This window comes from Bacillus sp. FSL L8-0099, from assembly GCF_038006385.1.
GTDB lineage: Bacteria > Bacillota > Bacilli > Bacillales > Bacillaceae_G > Bacillus_A > Bacillus_A toyonensis.
Genome location: NZ_JBBOVC010000001.1, coordinates 3,755,889 through 3,780,333, shown reverse-complemented (window position 1 = coordinate 3,780,333; position 24,445 = coordinate 3,755,889). Strand labels below are relative to the sequence as shown.

Annotated in this window: 19 protein-coding genes, 1 pseudogene and 1 riboswitch; of the genes and pseudogenes, 16 read left to right on the top strand and 4 right to left on the bottom strand. The window is 35.9% G+C overall.

Annotation, left to right across the window (positions count from 1 at the left end):
* The first annotated feature begins 26 nt into the window (after positions 1-26).
* From MHH42_RS18975 to MHH42_RS18950, 6 genes are all read left to right on the top strand, one after another.
* Positions 27-1,484: a distal tail protein Dit gene (locus MHH42_RS18975; protein ID WP_340893838.1), complete on the top strand. Its 1,458-nt coding sequence runs from the start codon at positions 27-29 to the stop codon at positions 1,482-1,484.
* Positions 1,481-5,947 carry a phage tail spike protein gene (locus MHH42_RS18970; protein WP_340893837.1) on the top strand — a complete coding sequence of 1,489 codons (4,467 nt, stop codon included), beginning with the start codon at positions 1,481-1,483 and terminating at the stop codon, positions 5,945-5,947. Before MHH42_RS18975 ends, MHH42_RS18970 begins: the two co-directional genes overlap by 4 nt.
* A gap of 14 nt (positions 5,948-5,961) precedes the next feature.
* Positions 5,962-6,360, top strand: a complete 399-nt coding sequence (locus MHH42_RS18965; RefSeq protein WP_340893835.1) for a hypothetical protein — start codon at positions 5,962-5,964, stop codon at positions 6,358-6,360.
* Between the two features lie 121 nt (positions 6,361-6,481).
* Positions 6,482-6,718: a hemolysin XhlA family protein gene (locus tag MHH42_RS18960; protein ID WP_000398737.1), complete on the top strand. Its 237-nt coding sequence runs from the start codon at positions 6,482-6,484 to the stop codon at positions 6,716-6,718.
* Positions 6,718-6,957, top strand: coding sequence for a hypothetical protein (locus tag MHH42_RS18955; RefSeq protein WP_000461731.1), 240 nt, complete (start codon positions 6,718-6,720; stop codon positions 6,955-6,957). The genes MHH42_RS18960 and MHH42_RS18955 overlap by 1 nt, the downstream gene beginning before the upstream one ends.
* On the top strand, positions 6,954-8,018 hold the full coding sequence (locus MHH42_RS18950; protein WP_340893827.1) for an N-acetylmuramoyl-L-alanine amidase: 1,065 nt from the start codon (positions 6,954-6,956) through the stop codon (positions 8,016-8,018). Before MHH42_RS18955 ends, MHH42_RS18950 begins: the two co-directional genes overlap by 4 nt.
* Before the next feature lie 51 nt (positions 8,019-8,069).
* Here MHH42_RS18950 and MHH42_RS18945 read toward each other — a convergent pair whose 3' ends face one another.
* From MHH42_RS18945 to MHH42_RS18930, 4 genes are all read right to left on the bottom strand, one after another.
* Positions 8,070-8,570, bottom strand: coding sequence for a hypothetical protein (locus tag MHH42_RS18945; protein ID WP_060487547.1), 501 nt, complete (start codon positions 8,568-8,570; stop codon positions 8,070-8,072).
* 264 nt (positions 8,571-8,834) lie between these two features.
* Entirely contained in the window at positions 8,835-9,332 is a 498-nt protein-coding gene (locus MHH42_RS18940) for a hypothetical protein (RefSeq protein ID WP_000913819.1), read from the bottom strand.
* A gap of 649 nt (positions 9,333-9,981) precedes the next feature.
* The gene (locus MHH42_RS18935) at positions 9,982-10,470 is read right to left on the bottom strand and encodes a hypothetical protein (RefSeq protein WP_070173673.1); all 489 of its coding nucleotides are present in this window, start codon (positions 10,468-10,470) and stop codon (positions 9,982-9,984) included.
* A gap of 14 nt (positions 10,471-10,484) precedes the next feature.
* Positions 10,485-12,221, bottom strand: coding sequence for a zincin-like metallopeptidase toxin domain-containing protein (locus MHH42_RS18930; RefSeq protein WP_070173672.1), 1,737 nt, complete (start codon positions 12,219-12,221; stop codon positions 10,485-10,487).
* A 237-nt stretch (positions 12,222-12,458) separates the two neighbouring features.
* Here MHH42_RS18930 and spoVFB point away from each other — a divergent pair.
* The 10 genes and pseudogenes from spoVFB to MHH42_RS18880 all read left to right on the top strand — a co-directional run.
* Positions 12,459-12,647 (top strand): annotated as a pseudogene (spoVFB, locus tag MHH42_RS18925) (dipicolinate synthase subunit B); the annotation flags it as partial.
* A 150-nt stretch (positions 12,648-12,797) separates the two neighbouring features.
* On the top strand, positions 12,798-13,844 hold the full coding sequence (gene asd, locus MHH42_RS18920) for an aspartate-semialdehyde dehydrogenase (protein WP_000414844.1): 1,047 nt from the start codon (positions 12,798-12,800) through the stop codon (positions 13,842-13,844).
* Positions 13,845-13,867: 23 nt separating this feature from the next.
* Entirely contained in the window at positions 13,868-15,100 is a 1,233-nt protein-coding gene (gene dapG / locus MHH42_RS18915) for an aspartate kinase (protein ID WP_000692465.1), read from the top strand.
* Between the two features lie 11 nt (positions 15,101-15,111).
* Entirely contained in the window at positions 15,112-15,990 is an 879-nt protein-coding gene (gene dapA / locus MHH42_RS18910; RefSeq protein WP_000564770.1) for a 4-hydroxy-tetrahydrodipicolinate synthase, read from the top strand.
* Positions 15,991-16,594: 604 nt separating this feature from the next.
* Positions 16,595-18,265 (top strand): ribonuclease J, encoded by a 1,671-nt coding sequence (locus MHH42_RS18905; RefSeq protein WP_000823093.1) that lies wholly within the window; start codon positions 16,595-16,597, stop codon positions 18,263-18,265.
* 103 nt (positions 18,266-18,368) lie between these two features.
* The gene (gene tepA, locus MHH42_RS18900; RefSeq protein ID WP_000139820.1) at positions 18,369-19,118 is read left to right on the top strand and encodes a translocation-enhancing protein TepA; all 750 of its coding nucleotides are present in this window, start codon (positions 18,369-18,371) and stop codon (positions 19,116-19,118) included.
* Positions 19,115-19,318: a YlzJ-like family protein gene (locus MHH42_RS18895; protein ID WP_000605018.1), complete on the top strand. Its 204-nt coding sequence runs from the start codon at positions 19,115-19,117 to the stop codon at positions 19,316-19,318. The genes tepA and MHH42_RS18895 overlap by 4 nt, the downstream gene beginning before the upstream one ends.
* A 217-nt stretch (positions 19,319-19,535) precedes the next feature.
* Positions 19,536-21,920: a DNA translocase FtsK gene (locus MHH42_RS18890; protein ID WP_001118767.1), complete on the top strand. Its 2,385-nt coding sequence runs from the start codon at positions 19,536-19,538 to the stop codon at positions 21,918-21,920.
* Positions 21,921-22,124: 204 nt separating this feature from the next.
* A riboswitch (purine riboswitch) is annotated at positions 22,125-22,226 on the top strand.
* A 233-nt stretch (positions 22,227-22,459) separates the two neighbouring features.
* The gene (locus tag MHH42_RS18885) at positions 22,460-23,185 is read left to right on the top strand and encodes a GntR family transcriptional regulator (RefSeq protein ID WP_000114182.1); all 726 of its coding nucleotides are present in this window, start codon (positions 22,460-22,462) and stop codon (positions 23,183-23,185) included.
* A gap of 90 nt (positions 23,186-23,275) precedes the next feature.
* Complete coding sequence (locus tag MHH42_RS18880; protein ID WP_000725766.1) at positions 23,276-24,361, top strand: BMP family lipoprotein; 1,086 nt, start codon at positions 23,276-23,278, stop codon at positions 24,359-24,361.
* Positions 24,362-24,445: the final 84 nt, after the last annotated feature.

The following is a 24,445-nucleotide window of genomic DNA, read 5'->3' as shown; positions in this document are numbered from 1 at the left end:
ATTTTATAAAGAAATGAGGTGTCAACATGAGTTCTTTTACATTTAACAAAATACGTAAAGGCTTTATTCAAATTGCGAAAGGATGGAAAAGACCTACTTGGGCACCATTGAAACGAAATTTTCTAAACGTTCCAGGATATCCAGGCGCAAGATTGTTAAATACACAAACAGAAATGCGCGTTTTATCTATTCCGGTAGGAATTATAGTGCCTGATGGATCTAACTTAGAAAAGCTGAAAGAGGAAATTGCAAGTTGGCTAATAACAGATCAACCAACTGAACTTATTTTTGATGTAGAACCAAACAGAACGTATTTAGCAATTGTGGATGATAGCTTTGATCCAGATGAATTTGTAACACTTGGAATAGGAACGCTTAAATTTATTTGTCCAATGCCTTACAAATTAGGACCAATTCGAAACGCAAAAGCAAAACTAGAACCAAATAATATTATTAAAATGGATGCTTTGAATGAGGGAAGTGTGTTTTCAGAACCGAAATTCAAGATACAGGTAGAAAATCCGTCCACATTCATCGATATTATAAATAAAAATGGAAATCAACATTTTCGTATAGGATACCCAGTTAAGATAGATGAAACGCCAATAAGTCGGTATGAATTGGTTATGCATGATAAAGCGAATTCTCTAGTGGGTTGGACGGAAGCGGGAAAAGATTTCGTTTCAGATTATGGCATCGTAGCAGGGAAAATGATAGCGGATGGCGCACGTATCATGCCATCTGATTACGGTCAAGGGCAATTTTGGCACGGACCAGCAGTGAAAAGAAGCATTACAGGTGGACCGCTACAAGATTTCACACTTGATGCAATAGTTGAATGTCGAAACTTAAACCCCGCAACTATGGGACGTGTAGAACTTTATTTATTAGATGAGAACAGCGTTGTAGTCGGAAAAGTAGGTATGTTTGATGCATATAGAAATTCTAGCGAGAATTTTGGTGAAGTTATGGCGGGAAACGGTGACTACAATCATTTGATTATAGCGGAAACGGGTTATTATCGTACAACATGGAATGATTTTTATGGACGTCTACACATTGCACGAGTGGGAAATTATTGGCAAGGTGATATTGCTTTAATCGATGAAAAAGGAAATTACCATACAGAAAAATTTGCCCAATGGTGGGATACGGGCAATAGCTTTATGAAAAAAGTAGCTCAAATTGTTGTTCATATATGCTCGTTTAATGATGCACCATCATTAATTGCAGCTGTACATGATATTAAAGTGCAAAAAGTAAATAGCAATACAGAACGTCAAATACCTTATATTGTTCAAAAAGGAGATCTTGTAGAAATCGATTCATCGGATGCAAGTATTCGTATTAACGGAGCAGATGCGATAAATATAAAGGATTTTATGAGTGACTATATACGTATTGAAAAAGGAAAGAATGAAATCGAAATATCCCCAAACAACATTGGACAAGTAGATGTCACGTATAGGGAGCGTTACAGATGAGTAAAGCAAATAATCTATTACACATTGTGGATTTTAAAACAGAACAAATCATAGGTGTTATCAAAGAACAGGATTATTGGGATGATTTACGCCAATGGGAGCTTAAAGATAACAAAGATAAATTTGAGTTCACAACAGCTGATGGTACAAAGATAGCGGCATCACTTATACAACAGAACCTTGTCGTTAAACAAACTCGTGACGGTACTTTTGTTTCATACATTATTACAGAAGTAGAGCAAGATTCAACAGGTCGTCCAAAGAAGATTTATGCACTTGGTGAACATACAAAGCTAAAGAAAGCGACCGTAATTAAACCACAAACCTTACAAGCTACTACAGTCAACGAATCTACAGACTTTGCTTTACAAGGTACAGAATGGAAACGTGGGATTACTGAGTTTGTTGGTATACGTACCATTCATATTAAAGATTTTACAAATCCGCTTGATCTCTTAAAACAAATCGCATCTACGTTTGAACTTGAGATTCGTTTTAGAACAGAAATAATGGGATCTTTTATTGTCGGTCGGTATATAGATTTAATAAAAAAAGTAGGACGTGACAACGGAAAAGAATTCTTGTTAGGAAAAGATGTACAAGGCATCCGGCGTATTGAGAATAGTCAAGATGTAGTAACCGCTCTTGTAGGTGTTGGTCCACAAAATAGTGAAACTGGTGAATTTCTCACATTTGAAGAAATAAACAATGGCAAACTTTATGTAGGAAATAATGATGCCTTACAACGTTGGTCAAAAGATGGCAAGCATTTATTCGATATTTATTCACCGCAAACAGAAGATCAAGATATGACGAAGCAACGACTCAAACAGTTAACCGAAGCAGAATTAAAGAAGCGAATTGATAGTTCTACTTCATATGAAGTAAGTGCAGTAGCGCTTGAAAAAGTGTTTGGTTTATCTCATGAATCGGTTCGTAAAGGAGATACGGTACGAATAAAAGATACAGGGTTTAGTCCACCACTTTTCTTAGAAGCTAGGTTAATAGCAGCGGATGAATGCGACACCGATCCATCGAAAGATAAATATATCTTTGGTAATTATCGTGAAATCAAAGATACACGAAGCCTTATCGATAGGTTATATGCACAAATCATGGGTAGCTTATCAAATAAAGCGTCTAAAGAATTACTAGATATGCTAGATAAGAAACTTCAAGAAAACGTAAAAGAAACAGAAGTCATTCGAAAAGAGTCGGAAGCAGCAAAGAAAATTGCTGAACAAGTTGCTGAGAACCTTAAAAATAATACCGTTGATATTATTGAAGGCGTAAATCCACCAACAGCAAACTTAAAGGATAGAAAAACGTTGTGGCAAGATATCAGCAAAGGTAAGCCTGGTATTCTGAATTTGTGGAAGGATGGTAAATGGGATCCTGTTATTCCTGATGTGGAATCCGTTAAGAAAGAAACATTGGCCCAGGTAAGCAAAGATATTGAGGCTACCAAAAGCGAATTAAATCAAAAGGTTCAAGAAGCGCAAAAACAAGCAACAGGGCAATTTAATGAAGTGAAAGAAAGTTTACAAGGTGTTAGTCGTACCATTTCTGATGTGCAAAATAAACAGGGTGAAATTGATAAGAAGGTAACCAAGTTTGAGCAGGATTCTAACGGGTTTAAATTATCTATAGAATCGTTAACTAAAAAAGATACTGATATCAGCAATAAATTAAATACAGTCGAGCAAACTGTGGAAGGCACAAAAAAGACAATATCTGATGTGCAACAAACTGCAAATGATCTGAAGAAAACAACAACTGAAATTAAAGAACAAGCCGGGAAGATCAGTGAGAAATTAACAACTGTAGAAACAAAGGTCAATAACGATAAGGCTGGAGGGCGTAATCTTTTATTAGATTCAAATGTTAAATACGAAAAAACAGATTACTTAATCAATCAATATTCTCTAACTGAAAATTTCTCTACAGATGAGGAATATACTTTTGTAATTAAGGGCAGTGTCCTTCAAGGTCAAAAATTTGGAATTTGGCAGAATGGCGGTTCTAACAATGTTGGATATGCAACAAGTGTTTACGCTAATGGAATAACTTACGTAACTTTCAAAGCAGTTGCGGCTACGGGTGGAAATGAACGGAAGTTAAGTTTATATAACTCTCCAAGTAATACTACAAAAGCTGTTGTAGAATGGGTCGCTTTATATAAAGGGAACAAACCACAGGATTGGACGCCAGCTCCAGAAAACCAAGTAACAAACGATGAATTCACCAAGAAAGCAACCGAGATTGAAAAAAGTGTGAATGGAATCAAAGAAACAGTAACAAAAGTTGACAATAATCAAAGTGGATTTGATAAGCGTGTAACAGCAGTAGAGAAAACGGCTGAAGGTGTTTCTCAAAACGTTGGCAAGTTACAAGAAACACAAACGGCACAAGGTAAACAGATTTCTGATGCTCAATCTACAATCAAACAACATTCTGATGCACTTGAGATGGCTGTGAAAATGAAAGATGTTGAGAATTATGTTGGTGGTATTGGATCTATTAATGAGATTCGTGACGCTGGTTTTACTCAAGGGAATAAATACTGGGGTTGGGCTACTGGGCACTCTATAGATCCTAACCTAAAGTATAAAGGATACAATTCGTTTTCTATGAACACTACAGGACAAACCCAGGATGTATGGTGGGGTGCTTTTAGTCAATTTATAGATTGTTCTCCTAATGAAGATATTGTTACTTCTGCTTACTTTAACACTGATGGAAAAGTTCCAATTGATAATGGTGTATTTATCGAGTTGGAATTTTGGCAATCAAATAAAGCAACCCGAATTTCAACTGCTAGAGAAAGAGTTCAAATCATTAACAATACTTGGGTCAGAGCTATTTGTACAGCTAAAGCTCCGGCAGGAACTGGATTTGTAAGGTTTCGACCATACGTACAAAGAAATGGTAGAGCTTGGTTCTGTATGCCTATGCTGCAGCGAGGTAAAGTCGCTACAGAATTTTGGTTACATCCGAAAGATCAAACTGATGCTGATAAAATGATTGAAGATATTGCTAATAGAGTAGCTACTAAGGATTACGATAAAAAAGTAACAGAGTTAGAGAGAAGTATCAGCGCTACTGAAAAAGGCGTTTCAATTATTAGTGGAAAACAAGAAACGTTTATAAATGAGACGTATAATGCCTATGTAAAGAAAACAGAATCTAGGTTAGAAGTGTTAGATGAAGGGATTCTAGCACAGATTTTAAAGGATGGCATCATGACTTCTATCAATATGTCACCTGGTAAGATTACAATTGATGCCGAAAAACTTAATATTAATGCCGATACAATAGTTAAATGGCTAACAGCAAAAGGAATTGATGCTGATGTTATTAAAATCAGTGGTGATAAAGTAACAATTGATAAGAATGGTATTACAGCAAAAATGGCTGACTTCTTTTTTGAAGATGAGCGGGGACAGAAATTTTCAGTAACACCAAGGAAGAATCTCATTCCAGATCATGACTTTTCACACATTTCTTTTAATACTTTTAATAATTATTTTTTGAAGATTGAATACAGTCCTACATGGACAATTATGTCTAATCCATATATTGAGAAACCAGTGGTTAACAATTATGAGCCAATGGTTAATCCGATGCGGATAGATTTAGCAAACTGGATTCGATTTACTTTATTTGACGGGGTAAAGCCGGGGAAGAAATACACATTGTCGGCTCATTTCAGAGCAACTACCAATGATAATCGTGTAAACATTACAAACAAGCCAATCATGAGAGCGGTATTCGGTAAATATAACGGTGACACTCCCGTGGAGATTGGACGAGCATCAAAAACTTACGATGCACCAAGCATTCAAACTGGAAAAATAGTAAGATACGCTTTAACCTTCACTGTGCCGAGTAACTATGTAGAAGGAAATGGTTATGTTTATATTGATTTATTTGGCGAGGGGCTCTTAAATAATATGCAAGCAATTGCTGTATCAGGTGTTCAGTTGGTGGAAGGTGACGTTCCTTCCGTTTATAACTGGGATACAACACATGGAGAACTCGTAAACGGAACACTGCCTTTTTCTACAATTGCACTTGGTACAAGAGATAATACAATTCGGTACAATCATGTGAACAAATGGAACTATATGAATGCGCCACTTGAAATTATGAACAATGGTGAAATGATGGCACTCGTTGGAACTGATCGTGCGGGACTTAGTTTTTATCCCCGTGGCGGTGGAGAACGTAGAAGTTACATCGGTCACATTTACAACAATGAAAATAGATTCCGAATTGAATCAAAAGATCCTGTTGCAACGACACAATCAATTGAATGTAATGGGATTAACGTATGTGGTGGATACTTTGGTGCTAATGCAGGTTCTATTCATTATACAAATGGTAGCTTAGGTTTAGGGTGGTATTTTCATGATGGTAGATGGAATTATGTTGATTTCACAAATATGACTTCTAGAACATAGAGAGGGAGATGAGTATGAATCCAGACAAATTTATGCGTCCAATGCCACCTAATGAACAGTCACCATTCTTAGGTAGAGTAGTTGATTTGAAGAAAGGTGAAAATCAAGTCACCGTTAGCATTCCAAACGATATGCTAGAATTTTGCGGTATCAAGGAAGATACAAAAGTTGAAGTTTGGGGACTTCCTGATGGCACGTTGAATATGCGGATTGCTACTGCATGTGATTTATGTAATAAGGGCGGCAGAGTTTACGAGATTGAGCTTTTCGGTAAAGTAAGTCTTATCTGTGCCGAAGATTATGTAAAGCTAACTGGAAAGAGACCAGGGGCTTCTGATGAAGTAACAATTGAACATGTTGAGGAAGTAGAAAATAGAATGATAGAAGGAGCATTATCAGCAAATCAGTATTAACTAAATACATGTAAACAAGTAGGACAGCCATGAGCTGTTTTTAATTTTGAATAAAATACGGTTTTTATAACAAAGAGGAGCGATTTTGCTGCTCTTTTTACTTTGAAATGAGGTGGTCAAAGTGGAAGGGTTACAAGAAGTAAGAAGTGATGTTCAAGAAATCAAGCAAGATATCAAGGACATACGTTTAGAAATTAAAAGCTTAGAGATGCGAACAACTGGTAACGAAAAGGACATTATCAATATCAACAAACAGTTAGATAAAATTAGCGCTAATACTACCTGGATCTTACGACTTATTGTAGGTGGAATTATAGGCGCAGCACTCACTTTCTTAATGAAAGGAGGTGGTATGTAATGTTTGAAATTACTGTAATGATTGGAATTGTAGTTGGTCTTTCGCAAATCGGAAAAACAATTGGATTACAAACAAAATATGTTCCGCTATTGAATGTAACGCTTGGCATTGTGCTAGGCGTTTTATTTTTGGGTGGAGATATAAAAACAAATGTATTTCAAGGAATCATCATTGGACTGTCAGCAAGCGGATTATTTGATCACACAAAAATTATGAAAAAGGATGTTGATGAAAAATGAAAAAGACATTAAAACATATTTCTTCTGTAGTCTTTGCGGTTATTTTAGTTTTATCTATTGCAACAAGTGCTTTTGCTGATAGAACGCTTATTATTCCTGATTTACCGAAACAACCATACCGTTATGGCGTAGGTGCATATGAGGGTGTTGTAGCTCATTCTACAGCCACTCCAGAAGCGCCAGCTATTAACATTCAAAAATATGAGTCTCGTACATGGAGAAATGCATTTGTTCACTATGCAGTCGATTGGGACGAAACAATCCAAATCGCTGATACAAAGTACATTGCTTATGGCGGTGGACCTGCTGCGAATAAACGATTTGTCCACGTTGAATTATGTGAAACAGCAGACTATACAAAATTCAAACGTTCATATGAAAAGTATGTAAAAATTTTAGCGAAAATCTTGAAAGATAACAAGATATCTGTAGAAAAAGGATTGTGGACGCATAGCGATGTAACTCATCATCTTGGCGGTACAGATCATGAAGATCCAATTGACTACTTAAAGTCTCATGGCATTTCAGAAGCGCAATTCCGAGCTGATGTACAACGTGCATACAATAATGCTAGTGTTGATGTTTCTGTGCCTGAGAATCCATCTAAACCAGCTGAAGTTCCAACAGCAGTGACAGACGGGATTGCCTATATTGAAGGATACAACGTGAACTTACGTAAAGGACCAGGTACAAGCTATTCTAAGATTCGTCAGTTAAACAAGCCAGAATCCTACGTTGTATGGGCTGAAAAGGATGGTTGGTTAAATCTTGGTGGGGATCAGTGGATTAAGAACGATCCATCTTATGTGAAGTTTAATAAGAAAAGTACAGTGGATTCTTCTATTGTAGGGAAGCGTGTTGTTTCAAAAGTTAATAATCTACGTTTCTATGATGCTCCATCTTGGCAGGACAAAGATGTGGCTGGTTCTGTAGATGTAGGATTAGGATTTACAATTGATGCGAAGGTAACTGTTAATGGTTCACCACAATATAAAGTACACAATAGCAAAGGTAAAACATACTATGTAACTGCTAATGAATTTTATATCAGTATACATTAATAGAAAGAAAAAAGGGCTACTCGTAATGAGTAGCCCTTTTTTAACATCTCTTTATGCGTAACGAGAATTATATATCATAGTTACAACTTCCGCTCTTGTTGCAAATTCATTCCCGCGTGTACCATCAAAAATACCAAGTTTCTTTGCGCGTCTATCTGACCCACTGAATCCGGTTGCTGGATTCCATAATTTCATATATCCGGCCAATGATGATGCCATTGCAGCAGCCTCGCTACGAGTCACCCAGTTTGTCCCTCTAGACCCATCTGAATATCCATGTACTACAACAAAAGCTTGTGCGGAATTAAAATCATAGTCACTATGATATTTCCACTCTTTACGCATCATCATTAACCACATGTCTTGTCGAGTGGCTAGGCTGTCCCTCATATCAGCAGTAATAATTTTATTTTGAAGAGCCCAATTTATCTGTGGGTCTGCCCAATGTGCAGATGCTTCTTTTGGAGCAAATGTTGCGAAGCCCACTGATAGCGTAACAGCTGCAGCAGCAACAACCATAATTTTTTTGATTTTTTTTAACATCTTATCCATTCCTTCCCTATGTGTTTGTCACGTTTTTATATTATTATATTTAATTTTATTGGTAAATGGATATATTTGAATTTACGATATTCTTTTAGGAATAATTTATGAAGTTGAAAACAAAATGGAATTAAATTAAAGGCTATGAAAGGCTATGAAAGGCGGGTGGTATTAAGTTAAGTAAAACATACTATGTAACAGCAAATGAAGCTTATGTGTATGTGAAATAAAAAAAGAGTGCTCACATTATGAGCACTCTTTTTTCTATATCTCTTAATATAACCAGAAGAATTCGTGTCTGTAAAGTATAGTAATAACTTCAGCTCTTGTTGCAAAGTCGTTTCCACGAGTGCCGTCAAAAAGACCTCTAGCTTTTCCCCACGCATTTGCTTTACTGAATCCACCTTCAGGAGTCCATGCCTTGGTCCAATTATATTTTTGATAGATCATGCCTACCATTTCATTACGAGTAATCCAGTTAGTTCCACGAGATCCGTCAGAAATACCATTTCTTATTACAAACTGGCGCGCTTGTTCGTAAGAGAAATCCCGTTTCCCGCCATAATAACGAGAAAGTATTAACCAAGCATCTTGTCGAGTGGCTAGACTATCACGCATGTCAGATTTAAGATACCCTTCACTCATAGCCCAATTCATTTGTTTGTCTGCCCAATGTGCAGATGCTTCTTTTGGAGCAAATGTTGCGAAGCCTACTGATAGCGTAACAGCTGCAGCAGCAACAACCATAATTCTTTTAATTTTTTTTAACATCTTTTCCATTCCTCCCCTATGTGTTTGTCACGTGTGTTATATTAATATATTAAAATTATAAAGTAAATAGATATAATGGAATTTATGATATTCTTTTAGTAATAATTTGTGAAGTTGGTAAGAAAAATGGGATTATATATGAGAAGTGATTTCTTACAAAAGAATAGTTTTATGAACAAAAATTATTATCTGGTTCTATATGCAAATAATTATATATTGATTTTCATCTATATAAATGTTAGTGTAAATATACACCGTTTCTTATTTATCTATGAGTACTGTCTGTAGAACGAATAGAATAATTTGAAAAAAATCCCCTTTTGCACCTATATGCAGAAGGGGATTTTAATATTTATGAGATTTAAAATTTACTTTTAGATAATGCTTTAAGTACTGGCTTTACAAATAAACCTATTAAACGAAAGCCTTTAAATATAGATCGTACAACTTTCAAGGAATGTTCCTCCTAGTTGATGTTAATAAATGTATTATTATATAAAAAATAGAGATATAATAATTTTTCTTCCATTTATCTTGTTCTTTTAAATTCTTCTTTCCCTGCCCTTAGAATCTAGAAAAATAGCATAAAAACTAATTAAAAAAGACAATTATTCTATTTATAAAATTATCCACTAAATTATTACCTTAATTAATCTTTAGAATCCTCATCGCTCATAATATATTCAATATCTTCATCTGTAAATTCATTGTCTTTAAATACTGGATGCCCATTTGGATCGAGTATACCCATTACTTTTTTATCCCTATCAGACACTATTAGTGTATAGTCCTCCATAAGAAAAGGGTTTTTTGGTAAATCCACTAATATTCTCCAAGCTGGTCTTATATCATCGTTGTTTCTATTTTCTTTCTCAATTTTAAATGTATAAGCCTCATCAAAGAAAAGCTGGTTGATATCTTCATTAACTACCCCATCTAATTTATTTTTCTTATGATAATGTTTAGCAATTTCTATTGCTTCCTGAGGCTTTAACATCACATCTACAGTAATTTCATTTATTTTCCTATAATGTCTTGAAAAATCTTCTTGCTTTAATTTTATATAATTTTGAAATTCTTCAGTAGACAATTGTTTAAACTCTTCATCAGACATATTTTTATACTTATCTAAAGACATATAAAATTCTCCTTTTATTTATATTTCAATCTTAATCTTTCGATATATTCTATTGAATGGTCAATAGAAGCTTTATCAAATAAATGTTTATTTTTCATTACTTGTTCAAATACATATTCTTCTCTCTCTAACCTACTAAGATTCATATATTGCTCTTTTCCTATATCTAACCACTGCTCTGCATGAAAACCCTCATGATGCATATTTATGACGGATGGTTTTTTCTTTAAATATATATCCCCATTAACAAAATCAAACGCTGCTTCTACATTGTTTGGAAGAATTGTTCCTTTTTTATCTATATTAACTTTTATACCTAATTCTCCCCATTCCTTTTTATACGCTCGAATTTCCTTTCTAGTAGCTAAAGTTTCTCCAATTTCATTGGTTTGAATATTTACTTTTCTAAAATCCAAGTCAGCTCCGCTTGTTGCCTTATTAACTTCAGCTGTACTTTCAGCAAACTGATGAGTCAATAGTTTTTCTTTAGCTTGTTTAAGAGCATTGCTATCTGAGAAAGAGTCTACAATATTTCTGCCTGCATAAGCAAATTGATTTTTTGGCATTAGAATATTATTCAACATGTCAACGCTTTGCTTATACTTATCTAAAGTTATTACGTTTTTAGTACCTTGTATAAAGTTTACACTTTCACTAAGTTTTGAGGTTTTGTTCAACTTTGAAACTTCACCTAATTTTGGAATTTTATCTACACCTTTTGTTCCTACAAATAATTCAGCAATTGCTAATTTAACTTGCATCTCTACATTTCCAAACCATTTAGCTCTGCTATTCCAATCTCCATTTACAACATCTTGATTCCACGAATCAGAAATAGCTTGTTCTACAGCAGCAAATGTTTCGTCGATGTGAGAAAGAGCGTACACAGCACCCTCAACACTATCTATTGGATGTAAAATTGTGTTTAATATTCCTTTAAGTTCATCTAACACCGCTTCATTTTGCCCTTTTTTGTAGTTGTAATATTGCCCAATAAGGGGAGTGTTTTCTATCTGGTGAATAAACTTTTCGTACAACTGATCCATCGCTTCTACGTTATTTCCAACAGTATCTTTAAATTTATCGAACAACGATTCTTCTATAATACTACTTCCTTCAGAATGACGTTTTTTTTCTTCTGTAATCGCTTGGATAGAAGTTGTCCACTCCATATTCAACCCTTGCGTACTAAATGTACCACTTGCAGGACTAAAGCCTTTTCCACTTTGAACTTCCGCCAAACCCGTCGCAATGCTAGCGGCTAGTTGGAGTGCAGTATCATAATTATTACTAGAAGTATAATTAAATTCATATAGATGTTCTAATTTTTCTTGCAGTTTTTTCCTCATGACAGTAAAAAGATTCGCCATAGCGTCCATACCCGGGAGTGGCATAGCTTGATTGATGGCTTCTATACTTGTTTTCATTCGGTCAATTTCTCGAATTTGTTCTATTAACTCTTGTTCAACGACATCCGTGGAAGCGACTTGTGATTGGAATTGACTTGGAAAAGCATCATTCTGACGAATTAACTCTTCACACAGATAAATGATTCCTTGTGCTAAAGGACGAAAGGTTTGTACAAAAAATGATTTTGCACTGCTATATGTTTGTCCTTGTAACACAGTATCAATTGCAAAAGCGTCAATCGACTGAATCGCTTGTTCCATACCTTGAATGGTAGCCGTACATACAGCATTCATACTTTGTGTTTGGGCATGTACTTCCCCTAAATACATGTTTAAACTCAAAAATCTCCCCCCTTTTATTTCAATAAATAAATCATACCAATTAAAGGATATATATGGAAAAGTTCTACTTTAATAAACTCATTATCAAAGTAGAACTTTTCCATTTAATTACTACAGTACTGTCAAATTCGTTTATGGGTACCTGTGAAGAATATGGTATACAAAATAAATTTACAGCTTGTGAAATGATTATATAATAGAAGAAAAAAGAAATATTTATATTGTTATCACCCTGTTGGCGTCAACCTCATGCGCCTAATGGCCACAAAAAACATCTACTTCGTCCCATTCGGCCAAGACGCACCAGAGAAAAAACCGAACTCAATGGTAGCTCGTATGGAGCTACTGGAAGATACAGTATTAGAAGCGCTACAAGGAAAACAATTGCAACCGGTTGTCGTAGAAAAATTCAGATATATGAATTAAAAAACGAAAAAAAACGGACAATTTTTGATGAAACCATCATTCTTACTGTAGAATATGATAAAATTAACGTTATTAAGATTAGAAGGGGTATTGTATACTCCTTCTAATTCTAAGTTATAGAAGGATTGGTATCTAGAAAGGGGCATAGTGATGGAAAAGCAAAAAACTTTTCATGTCGCTGTAGTTGGAGCAACCGGCGCAGTTGGTGAACAAATGTTAAATACTTTAGAGAAACGAGAATTTCCAATCGGGAAATTAACGTTACTTTCATCTAAACGATCTGCAGGTAAGAAACTTGTATTTAAAGGCGAAGAATTTACAGTTCAAGAGGCGACTCCTGAAAGTTTTGAAGGAGTAGATATCGCACTATTTAGTGCTGGTGGATCTGTATCGAAACAATTAGCGCCAGAAGCAGCAAAGCGCGGTGCGATTGTTGTTGATAATACAAGTGCATTCCGTATGACAGAAAACGTGCCACTTGTTGTACCTGAAGTAAATGAAAACGACTTAAAAGAACATAATGGTATTATTGCAAATCCAAACTGTTCTACAATTCAAATGGTAGTAGCTCTTGAGCCAGTTCGTCAGCAATATGGTTTAAAACGAGTAATCGTTTCCACATATCAAGCTGTATCAGGTGCTGGTGCGGCAGCGATTGAAGAACTTCATGAACAATCACAAGCAATCTTAAATGGAGAAGAAGCTAAGGCGAATGTTTTACCTGTATCAGGTGATAAAAAACATTACCAAATTGCTTTTAATGCGATTCCACAGATTGATAAGTTCCAAGATAATGGATTTACATTTGAAGAAATGAAAATGATTAATGAAACGAAAAAAATTATGCATATGCCTGAATTAGAAGTAGCGGCAACATGCGTACGTTTACCAGTTGTATCAGGGCATTCTGAGTCTGTTTACATCGAAGTAGAAAAAGAAGGCGTAACAGTAGCAGAATTAAAGAGCTTACTTGCAAATGCAGAAGGTATTGTTCTGCAAGATAATCCAGAAGAGCAGTTATATCCAATGCCAGCTACTGCAGTAGGTAAAAACGAAGTATTCGTTGGAAGAATCCGTAAAGATTTAAATAACGATAAAGGATTCCATCTTTGGGTCGTATCTGATAACTTATTAAAAGGCGCTGCATGGAATTCTGTTCAAATTGCAGAGCGCTTAGTAAAATTACAATTAGTGTAAACGGCTAAGAGAAGGTGCAAAATATGAAAATAATTGTTCAAAAATTTGGTGGCACATCAGTACGTGATGAAAATGGACGTAAGCATGCGCTTCATCATATAAAAAAATCGTTAGCTGCTGGATATAAAGTAGTTACTGTCGTATCTGCTATGGGCCGTAAAGGTGAACCGTATGCAACGGATACGTTATTAAGTCTTGTAAATCAAGAGGAATCTACTATTTCTAAACGTGAGCAAGATTTATTATTATCATGTGGAGAGTTAATCTCTGCAATTGTTTTCTCTAATATGTTGAATGAGAACGGTATAAAAGCAGCGGCATTAAATGGTGCACAAGCTGGTTTTGTAACAAATGATGACTTTACGAATGCGAAAATCGTTGAAATGAATTGCGATCGTATACATGAAGAATTAGAAAATCTAGATGTAATCGTCGTTACAGGATTCCAAGGGCAAACGAAAAAAGGTGATACGACAACACTTGGACGCGGAGGTAGCGATACTTCAGCTTCAGCATTAGGTGTTGCGCTTCATGCTGAATTTATTGATATCTTCACAGATGTAGAAGGTGTTATGACTGCGGATCCTCGTATTGTAAAAGATGCACGTCATCTTCAAACGGTAACGTATAACGAAATTTGTAATATGGCTTACCAAGGTGCAAAAGTCGTTCATCCACGTGCGGTTGAAATTGCGATGCATGCAAAAGTACCGCTTCGTGTACGTTCTACGTATTCTGATAGCGAAGGTACGCTTATTGCAGCATACGATGGTGCTACAAAAGGGCAGGATGTAGAAGAACGTCCTGTTACAGGTATTGCCCACGTATCAAACGTAACGCAAATTAAAGTACTTGCAAAAGAAACGGCATATGATTTGCAACAACATGTATTTAAAGAAATGGCAAACGAAGGCATTAGTGTTGATTTAATTAACATTTCTCCTACTGGTGTAGCTTACACAGTAAATGATAATGTATCAGCTCGTGCTGTCGAAGTGTTGAAACAACTTGGATATGAGCCAATTGTGACAGAGCATTGTGCCAAAGTATCTATCGTTGGAGCTGGAATGGCAGGAATCCCAGGGGTTACTGCGAAAATCGTTACAGCTTTAGCAGAAAAAGGTATTCAAATTCTGCAATCGGCAGATAGTCATACGACAATTTGGGTTCTTGTAAAAGAAACTGATTTAGTGGAGGCTGTAAATGCATTACATAGTGCGTTTGAGCTTTCAAAAGAAAAGCAACTGGAACAATAAGGAGTGAGACCATGATAGATTTTGGGACAATTGCAACTGCGATGGTAACACCGTTTGATATAAACGGGAATATCGATTTTGCAAAGACAACGAAATTGGTAAATTATTTAATTGATAACGGTACAACAGCAATCGTGGTAGGAGGAACGACAGGTGAATCTCCTACATTAACTTCAGAAGAAAAAGTAGCGTTATATCGCCATGTCGTATCTGTTGTCGATAAAAGGGTGCCCGTAATCGCTGGAACAGGTAGCAATAATACACATGCCTCTGTTGACTTAACTAAAAAGGCAACAGAAGTTGGTGTTGATGCAGTTATGCTAGTAGCGCCGTATTATAACAAACCGAGTCAAGAAGGAATGTATCAGCACTTTAAAACGATTGCTGAAAGCACGCCACTTCCGGTTATGCTATATAACGTTCCAGGACGATCTATTGTACAAATCTCCGTTGATACAGTTGTTCGTTTATCAGAAATAGAAAACATTGTTGCGATTAAAGATGCAGGCGGCGATGTACTAACAATGACAGCAATCATTGAAAAAACAGCGGACGACTTTGCAGTATACAGCGGTGATGACGGTTTAACGTTACCGGCTATGGCGGTTGGAGCGAAAGGTATCGTTTCAGTAGCATCTCATGTTATCGGAAATGAAATGCAAGAAATGATTACAGCATTCCAAGCGGGAGAGTTTAAGAAGGCGCAAAAATTACATCAATTACTTGTAAGAGTAACGGATTCATTATTTATGGCACCAAGCCCAACGCCAGTAAAAACAGCGTTACAAATGGTTGGATTAGATGTAGGTTCTGTACGTTTACCGCTTCTTCCATTAACAGAAGAAGAAAGAGTAACGTTACAATCTGTAATGCAATCTATTCCTCGTTAATAAGAAATGACCTAGTGTGAAACTAGGTCATTTTTATTTAGATTAAATATACGTGAGTGGTAAAAACAGCATAGTTAATGAGGTGTAATAAGAAGGGGGCGGCATAATATTGGTTAGAAATTGATTATAGAGATCATGTGTTTTTAGTGAATAGCGCTTTATGTTTATATACAGAACATACATGTATATTTTTCCATTAATATCTTATATAAGTAGAAAAAAATAATAGGTGGTATATGGAAAAAAACCTCGCAAATTACAACCTCAATTTAGCTTCTTATATAGTCTTTCATATAATTTAACTTGTGTTCTATTTCTTGTATCAGGTATAATATGGCTAAGTAGCTTAGTACGGGTATGCTTAGCAAAATTGGAAGAAATTATAATTTAATTAAATTTTCATATCATATCGAATAAGATATTTGATTTATATAATGAAAGAGAGGTGAAACCTGGTTTAAAAAATATACAAGGACATGATATCGCATAACGGTAAGGACATTCGTCTTGGACGGTGAATATATGGTGGTTGTAGAGTTTCCCCTGGTGTCTCTACAATTTTAGTGAAATCAGTGTTTGCAAGATTTTTAAACCAGGCAACAACATGAAGAGAAAAGAGAATGAGTCTGTTAAAGTATTTGCTCTTGGTGGAGTAGGTGAAATCGGGAAAAACATGTACTGTGTTGAAATTGATTCTGAAATCTTTATTGTAGATGCAGGATTAATGTTCCCAGGAGATGAAATGTTTGGGATTGATATCGTTATTCCTGATATTACATACTTAGTGGAAAATCAAGAGCGAGTAAAAGGTTTATTTATTACTCACGGTCATGAAGATCATATTGGTGGAATTGTTTATGTACTTCGTAAATTATCTATTCCAGTGTATGCAACGAAATTAACGGTAGGACTTATACAAGAAAAACTTGGTGAAGCGGGCATGTTAGGCCGTGTGGACTTAAAAACAATCGATTCAAATTCAACAGTAGAGTTTAATACTACAACAGTGTCATTCTTTGGAACGACACATAGTATTCCGGATTCTGTTGGTGTTTGTTTCCATACATCAAAAGGTGCTGTAGTGTATACAGGAGACTTTAAATTTGATCAAACTCCAATTGGAAATAATGGAGCAGATCTTGGGAAAATGGCACAAATCGGAAATGAAGGCGTACTTTGCTTATTATCTGATAGTACAAACGCTGAGCGTCCAGGCTATACAGGTTCGGAAAAAGAAGTTGGTGTAGAAATTTCTAAAGTGTTCTACGGTGCAGAAGGTCGTATTATCGTTGCTTCATTTGCATCGAACGTACATCGTATTCAACAAGTATTTGACGCGGCTGCCGAAACAGGAAGAAAAGTAGCGGTAGTAGGACGTAGTATGGTGAAAGTAGTAGACATTGCAAGACGTCTTGGTTATTTAGATGTTCCAGAAGGTATGGTTATTTCATTACAAGAAGTAGACAACTTCCCAGAGAAAAAGGTAGCTATTTTAACGACAGGTAGTCAAGGGGAACCGATGGCAGCACTTTCTAGAATGGCGAAGCAAGCTCATAAACAAATTTCAATTCGTAAAGGTGATACTGTTATTATTGCAGCTTCTCCAATTCCGGGGAATGAAATATCTGTATCGAAAATTATTGATTTGTTATTTAGAGCTGGAGCTGAAGTTATTTATTACGGTGAAAGAAAAGTTCACGTTTCAGGTCATGGTAGTCAAGAAGAATTAAAACTAATGTTAAATTTAATGAAACCGAAGTATTTTGTACCCGTACATGGTGAGTTTCGTATGCAAAAAGCACATGCATATTTAGCTGAAGATGTAGGTATTACAAGAGAAAATATCTTTATCGTAGAAAAAGGCGATGTAATTGCTTTTGGTGATAATGAAGCAAACTTAGTTGGTAAAGTGCAAGCTGGTAATGTCTTAATTGATGGATTAGGTGTAGGTGACGTTGGTAATATCGTTCTTCGAGATAGAAAGATGTTATCTCAAGATGGAATATTAGTAGTTGTTGTAACACTTGGTAAAGATGAAAAGAAAATTATCTCTGGTCCAGAAATCATTTCACGTGGTTTTGTATATGTTCGTGAATCAGAAGCATTAATTGAGCGATCTACAGAGATTGTACGCATGATTGTTGAGCAATCAATTAAAGAATATTCAATTGAATGGTCTATGTTAAAACAAAATATTCGTGAATTATTAGGGCAGTTCTTGTACGAAGAGACAAAGAGAAAACCTATGATTTTACCGATTATTATGGAAGTGTAAAAAAGATCACCTTTGCGGGTGATCTTTTTTCTTTTTAAACCCTATCGAATGAAATTTATAACTTAAGAAATAATAGTTATATACGAGTGAAAGGGGATGCGATATGACAGAACGTGATCGTTATACAAATGAAGAAAAAGAAGCTGGGCCGAAAGAAGTTCCGAAAGAAGCTTCAATAGTGGAGAAAATTCAACAGCTTGGACAAACGAATGTGCCGCAAATGAATGAATCACGTATTCATTGCTTAACAATCATTGGACAGGTGGAAGGTCATGTTCAGTTGCCACCGCAAAATAAAACAACAAAATATGAGCACATTATCCCGCAAATTGTCGCGATTGAGCAAAATCCGAAAATTGAAGGTTTGCTTTTAATATTAAACACAGTTGGAGGAGACGTTGAAGCAGGGCTAGCGATTTCTGAGATGGTAGCTTCGCTTTCGAAACCGACGGTATCTCTTGTTTTAGGCGGAGGGCATTCGATTGGTGTACCAATTGCAGTTTCGACTGATTATTCATTTATTGCAGAAACAGCGACGATGACGATTCACCCAATTCGTTTAACCGGTCTTGTTATAGGTGTGCCGCAAACATTTGAGTATTTGGATAAAATGCAAGAAAGAGTCATTCGATTTGTGACGAAACATTCGAAAGTAACGGAAGATCGTTTTAAAGAACTTATGTTTGCGAAAGGGAATTTGACCCGAGATATTGGGACGAATGTAATTGGTGGAGATGCAGTGAAGTATGGTCTTATTGATGATGTGGGTGGCATTGGGAGTGCACTTCAAAAACTAAACGAATTAATAGAGGCTCGCGCAGATGATAATGCAGAAGGAACGATGCTACAATGATTCTATATACAATTATGCCAGAGCAACTTGTATACCCTGCCGATTATTCGCAATGTGAAAGTCAAAAAGTTGTAAATATACATGGTGTTGAATTGATGGTTTCTGAAGAGGAACATGGGTGTTATTCTATTGTGCGTGTGTTAAGTACGAATCCATTTCACTACTTAGAGTATGAGCCTGGTCAGAAAATAACCTTTTAGCAAAAAGAAGGATTTTGTTCAGAAGCTATGGTATAATATAAAAAACAAGACGGTTGAGCAGCCATGAGTAGGGGGCTGCTTTCTTCTGTTTATTTAACATTTTACAAGAAGTGTAAAAATAGAAGATATAAAGACCTGAAAGAATAGAGAAAACAGACATATAAGTAGAGTTTTTTAGATGTTGTCCTTATTTATATGTAGAACACGAGGTGAAGAAATGGCAAAACAAAAGCAAAGAGGGACGAAGGCAAAGGCAAGACGTACGATAAAGCCAACTCTATATTATGAAATCGTCGGTTTGGCTCTTTTTGCACTTTCAATCATTACGATTTTACAGCTAGGCGTTGTAGGGAAATCGTTTGTGTTATTTTTTCGCTTCTTCTTTGGTGAGTGGTACATAATTGGTGTGTTAGGTGTAATAGCTTTATCGGTTTCGTTTGTTATAAAACGTGGATGGCCGAACCTTTTAAATAAACGGTTAATCGGTTTTTATTTAATTGTATTGGCGATATTAATGTTCAGTCATATTACATTATTTAACCTTCTTACGAAAGATGGAGCAGTGCAAAATACTTCTGTTATTGTGAGTACGAAAGATAACTTCTTTCTTGAAATGAAAAAAGGGCCAGATAGCGTTCACTTAGGCGGTGGGATGTTTGGTGCGCTCATGTTCGCAACATGTTACTTCTTATTTGATGAAGTAGGAGCCTATATCATTGGGATTATTTTAGTTATTCTTGGAATACTTTGTATAACAAATAAGCATATTGGAGAAGTTCTTGCCCCGGTGGGTAGAATTCTTAGAAGTCAATTTCAAGTTATGCAAGGGGATTATAAAGATTGGCGATCAAAAAGGATTGCTGAACAAACAGAAAAGAAAAAAACAACAAGAAGTTCAAGACACGCACGTGCTGTGGAGCAAGAAGAAGTGATTGAGCCGATGGAAGAGATGCAAATTGATCCCCCCATTATTTCAAATTTCACTGAGAATTATCCTGTAAATGAAGAAGAGGGTAAACGGATGGAAGAAGAACATGTAACAGATCCAATTACTTCACCGTTTATTGAAGAAGCTCCACCTATTGAAGAGCCTAAGAAAAAGCGTGGAGAAAAAATTGTGGAATCTTTAGAGGCGGAAACAAGTGCCCCACCGATGCAATTTTCAAATGTTGAAAATAAAGATTATAAGCTTCCTTCGCTTGATATATTAAAGTTCCCAAAAAATAAGCAAGTTACAAATGAAAATGCGGAAATTTATGAAAATGCTCGTAAATTGGAACGTACATTCCAAAGTTTTGGTGTGAAAGCGAAAGTGACAAAAGTACACAGAGGTCCTGCAGTTACGAAGTATGAAGTGTATCCTGATATGGGAGTAAAGGTAAGTAAAATTGTTAGTTTAAGTGATGATTTAGCGCTTGCTTTAGCTGCGAAAGACATTCGTATTGAAGCGCCTATTCCCGGGAAATCAGCTGTAGGGATTGAAGTTCCGAACTCAGAAGTTTCTATGGTAACACTTAGGGAAGTGCTGGACTCTAAGGCTAATAATCATCCAGAAGAGAAGTTGTTAATTGGTCTTGGACGAGATATTACAGGTGAAGCTGTATTGGCCCGTTTAAATAAAATGCCCCATTTACTAGTAGCCGGTGCGACAGGTAGTGGGAAAAGTGTGTGTATTAACGGGATTATAGTTAGTATTTTAATGCGTGCAAAACCGCATGAAGTAAAATTAATGATGATCGATCCGAAAATGGTAGAGTTAAATGTATATAATGGTGTGCCCCATTTGTTAACACCAGTTGTAACTGATCCGAAAAAAGCATCGCAAGCTTTGAAAAAGGTTGTAAGTGAGATGGAACGCCGTTATGAGTTGTTTGCTCATAGTGGTACGCGGAATATTGAAGGGTATAACGATTATATTAAAGCGCATAATAATCAATCGGAAGCGAAACAACCTGAATTACCGTATATTGTAGTAATTGTGGATGAGTTAGCAGATTTAATGATGGTTGCTTCGTCGGATGTAGAGGATGCGATAATGCGCTTGGCACAAATGGCTCGTGCGGCTGGTATTCATTTAATTATTGCAACGCAGCGCCCATCGGTTGACGTTATTACAGGTGTTATTAAAGCGAATATTCCATCACGTATTGCATTCGCTGTATCTTCTCAAACGGATTCTCGTACAATTCTTGATGGTGGTGGCGCAGAGAAGCTGCTAGGTCGTGGAGATATGCTATTTATACCAATTGGTGCATCAAAGCCTGTTCGTGTACAAGGTGCATTTTTATCAGATGATGAAGTTGAGAGAGTTGTAGAATATGTTATTGGACAGCAAAAAGCACAATATCAAGAGGATATGATTCCACAAGATGTCCCTGAGACAAAGCAGCAAGTTGAAGATGAATTATACGATGAAGCAGTTCAGCTCGTAGTGGAAATGCAAACAGCGTCTGTTTCTATGTTGCAACGTAGGTTTAGAGTAGGTTATACGCGAGCTGCTCGTCTAATTGATGCAATGGAAATGAACGGTGTAGTAGGTCCATATGAGGGTAGTAAACCGAGAGAAGTGCTCATTAATGATGTACAAGAAAAAAGTTCTTAAAAAAAGCCTAATTGTTTTTGCAATTAGGCTTTTTTATATACTGTTTTTGTTATATACTATATTCAACAAGAAAGAAAGGGCTTACATTCAAGTCGATTCTTTAGAATACGAATGCTATGAGTGTGCCTTTTTATAAATGTTCGATATTCATTGTAGAAAAATGTTAAATTTTGTTGACACGTATGAGAGCAAGTGGTAAGATTACTTCGAAAAGAATCACTGCCTCATATAATCTTGGAGATAAGGTCCATAAGTTTCTACCTGGCAACCATGAATTGCTAGACTATGAGGGGAAAAGTGTGTAACAAAGGATGTAAGGGATCTTTGTGCCGAACTTTTTCTCGAAAAGAGGAATGTTTATGGTGCAAAGTTTTTTTTATGCATTAAAGAGTGAAAATTTCATCTAAAAAAATTATTAATATTTATTCGACAATTGTGTTTATTTTTAGTGATTAGTCATGTTTACTATGTTGTAAGTTGAAAAAAGAGAAAAGAAGTCTTACATCAGAGGTCGAATAATTGAAATGCGGGGGAGTCTTATGTCAGTAAAATCCGATAGTCGTCACCTATATTTACGGGTGATTGATCACATCAAAGAAAAAATTAAAGATGGGGCTTACAAAGAAAGACAAAAGCTGCCATCAGAGTTTGATTTAGCGAAAGAACTTGGCGTAAGTAGAGCTACTTTAAGGGAAGCATTGCGTATTTTAGAAGAAGAAAATGTTGTCATTCGTAGACATGGTGTAGGGACGTTTGTAAATGCAAAGCCATTATTTTCTTCTGGAATAGAACAACTTTCTAGTATTACAGATATGATTTCTAGTGTGGGGAAAACACCAGGAACAATCTTTTTATCATCATCTACAACAACTTTAACCGAAGAAGAAAAAGAGAAGTTTAATAGTGAAGATGGTTTTAATGCAGTGATGATTGAGCGTGTGCGTACAGCGGATGGGGAACCTGTTGTATATTGCATTGATAAACTTGCAAAAGAAATATTGCCGGATTTATCGGGCTACAATGAAGAATCATTACTTACAGTGATACATAATAACACGCATAAGCGCATAACGTATGCGGTTGCTCATATTGAGCCGATTGGTTACCATCCGAAAATCTCACCGATTTTAGAATGTGAGCCTGAAACAGCACTGCTTGTATTAAAACAAATGCACTATGATCAAAATGATGAGCCAATCTTATATTCTATTAATTACTTTAGAGCTGATAAGTTTAGCTTCCACGTATTAAGAAAACGTATGTAAGTAAGTTCCTTTTTAGGGAGGTGACAGCAAGAAGTAAGGGACAGCAGCGAAAGAAGAAATATATATATCATTTTAGGAGGGGTTTCTAGTATGAAGAAAAAAGCAGGTCTTTTATTATCATTAACATTAGCAGCAAGTACAGTTTTAGGTGCATGTGGTAACTCGGATAAAGCGAGCAGTGACAAGAAAGACAGTAAAGACAATAAAGATTTCAAAGTCGGTATGGTAACAGATGTTGGAGGCGTTGATGATAAATCATTCAACCAATCTTCTTGGGAAGGGCTAAAAAAGTTTGGTAAAGATAACGATTTAAAGGAAAAGACAAATTATCGTTACCTACAGTCTGAAAAAGAAGCAGATTATATTCCGAACTTAAAGAAATTTTCAAAAGATAAGTATGATTTATCTTTCGGAATTGGTTATAAATTAGAAGGTGCAATTAAAGAAGTAGCAAAAGAATCTCCAAAACAACAATTCGCAATCGTTGATACTGTTGTAGATGCACCAAACGTAACAAGCATTACATTTAAAGATCATGAAGGCTCATTCCTTGTAGGTGCGGTAGCAGCTATGTCAACGAAATCGAATAAAGTAGGATTTGTTGGTGGAATGAAGAGTGATTTAATTAGTAAATTCGAAAATGGATTTAAAGCTGGTGCAAAGGCAGTAAATCCAAATATTGAAATCGTATCTGAATATGCAGAAGCATTTGATAAACCTGAAAAAGGTACAGTTCTTGCTTCAGCAATGTATGGTCAAGGCGTAGATGTAATTTATCATGCTGCTGGTGGTACAGGTAATGGTGTATTCACTGAAGCGAAAAACCGTAAGAAAAAAGGTGAAAACGTTTGGGTAATCGGTGTTGACCGTGACCAAAACCAAGAAGGTATGCCTGAAAACGTAACATTAACTTCAATGGTAAAACGTGTAGATATCGCTGTTGAAAAAGTAGCACAAGAAGCGAAAGACGGTAAATTAAAAGGCGGTAAAATAGAAGCGTTTGGCTTAAAAGATGACGGCGTTGGTATTGCAAAAACAACTGACAACGTGAAAAAAGTTAACCCTGAAATTTTAACAAAAGTAGAAGAGTTTGAAAAGAAAATTACAGATGGTGCAATTAAAGTACCAGCTACAGATAAAGAGTATAAAGAATATGAAGCTTCTCTAAAAAAATAAATAGAGAAATAGCAAAGGTTAGTTCATAGAACTAACCTTTGTATGTATAAAACTTCCGAATTGCTTAATAAGTTAATAGTGTAA

What these genes read in the sequence shown, in the direction of transcription:
- MHH42_RS18975 (WP_340893838.1), top strand. Translation starts at nt 27, where the DNA reads ATGAGTTCTTTTACATTTAACAAAATACGTAAAGGCTTTATTCAAATT.
- MHH42_RS18970 (WP_340893837.1), top strand. Translation starts at nt 1,481, where the DNA reads ATGAGTAAAGCAAATAATCTATTACACATTGTGGATTTTAAAACAGAA.
- MHH42_RS18965 (WP_340893835.1), top strand. Translation starts at nt 5,962, where the DNA reads ATGAATCCAGACAAATTTATGCGTCCAATGCCACCTAATGAACAGTCA.
- MHH42_RS18955 (WP_000461731.1), top strand. Translation starts at nt 6,718, where the DNA reads ATGTTTGAAATTACTGTAATGATTGGAATTGTAGTTGGTCTTTCGCAA.
- MHH42_RS18950 (WP_340893827.1), top strand. Translation starts at nt 6,954, where the DNA reads ATGAAAAAGACATTAAAACATATTTCTTCTGTAGTCTTTGCGGTTATT.
- MHH42_RS18945 (WP_060487547.1), bottom strand. Translation starts at nt 8,570, where the DNA reads ATGGATAAGATGTTAAAAAAAATCAAAAAAATTATGGTTGTTGCTGCT.
- MHH42_RS18940 (WP_000913819.1), bottom strand. Translation starts at nt 9,332, where the DNA reads ATGTTAAAAAAAATTAAAAGAATTATGGTTGTTGCTGCTGCAGCTGTT.
- MHH42_RS18935 (WP_070173673.1), bottom strand. Translation starts at nt 10,470, where the DNA reads ATGTCTTTAGATAAGTATAAAAATATGTCTGATGAAGAGTTTAAACAA.
- asd (WP_000414844.1), top strand. Translation starts at nt 12,798, where the DNA reads ATGGAAAAGCAAAAAACTTTTCATGTCGCTGTAGTTGGAGCAACCGGC.
- dapG (WP_000692465.1), top strand. Translation starts at nt 13,868, where the DNA reads ATGAAAATAATTGTTCAAAAATTTGGTGGCACATCAGTACGTGATGAA.
- dapA (WP_000564770.1), top strand. Translation starts at nt 15,112, where the DNA reads ATGATAGATTTTGGGACAATTGCAACTGCGATGGTAACACCGTTTGAT.
- MHH42_RS18905 (WP_000823093.1), top strand. Translation starts at nt 16,595, where the DNA reads ATGAAGAGAAAAGAGAATGAGTCTGTTAAAGTATTTGCTCTTGGTGGA.
- tepA (WP_000139820.1), top strand. Translation starts at nt 18,369, where the DNA reads ATGACAGAACGTGATCGTTATACAAATGAAGAAAAAGAAGCTGGGCCG.
- MHH42_RS18895 (WP_000605018.1), top strand. Translation starts at nt 19,115, where the DNA reads ATGATTCTATATACAATTATGCCAGAGCAACTTGTATACCCTGCCGAT.
- MHH42_RS18890 (WP_001118767.1), top strand. Translation starts at nt 19,536, where the DNA reads ATGGCAAAACAAAAGCAAAGAGGGACGAAGGCAAAGGCAAGACGTACG.
- MHH42_RS18885 (WP_000114182.1), top strand. Translation starts at nt 22,460, where the DNA reads ATGTCAGTAAAATCCGATAGTCGTCACCTATATTTACGGGTGATTGAT.
- MHH42_RS18880 (WP_000725766.1), top strand. Translation starts at nt 23,276, where the DNA reads ATGAAGAAAAAAGCAGGTCTTTTATTATCATTAACATTAGCAGCAAGT.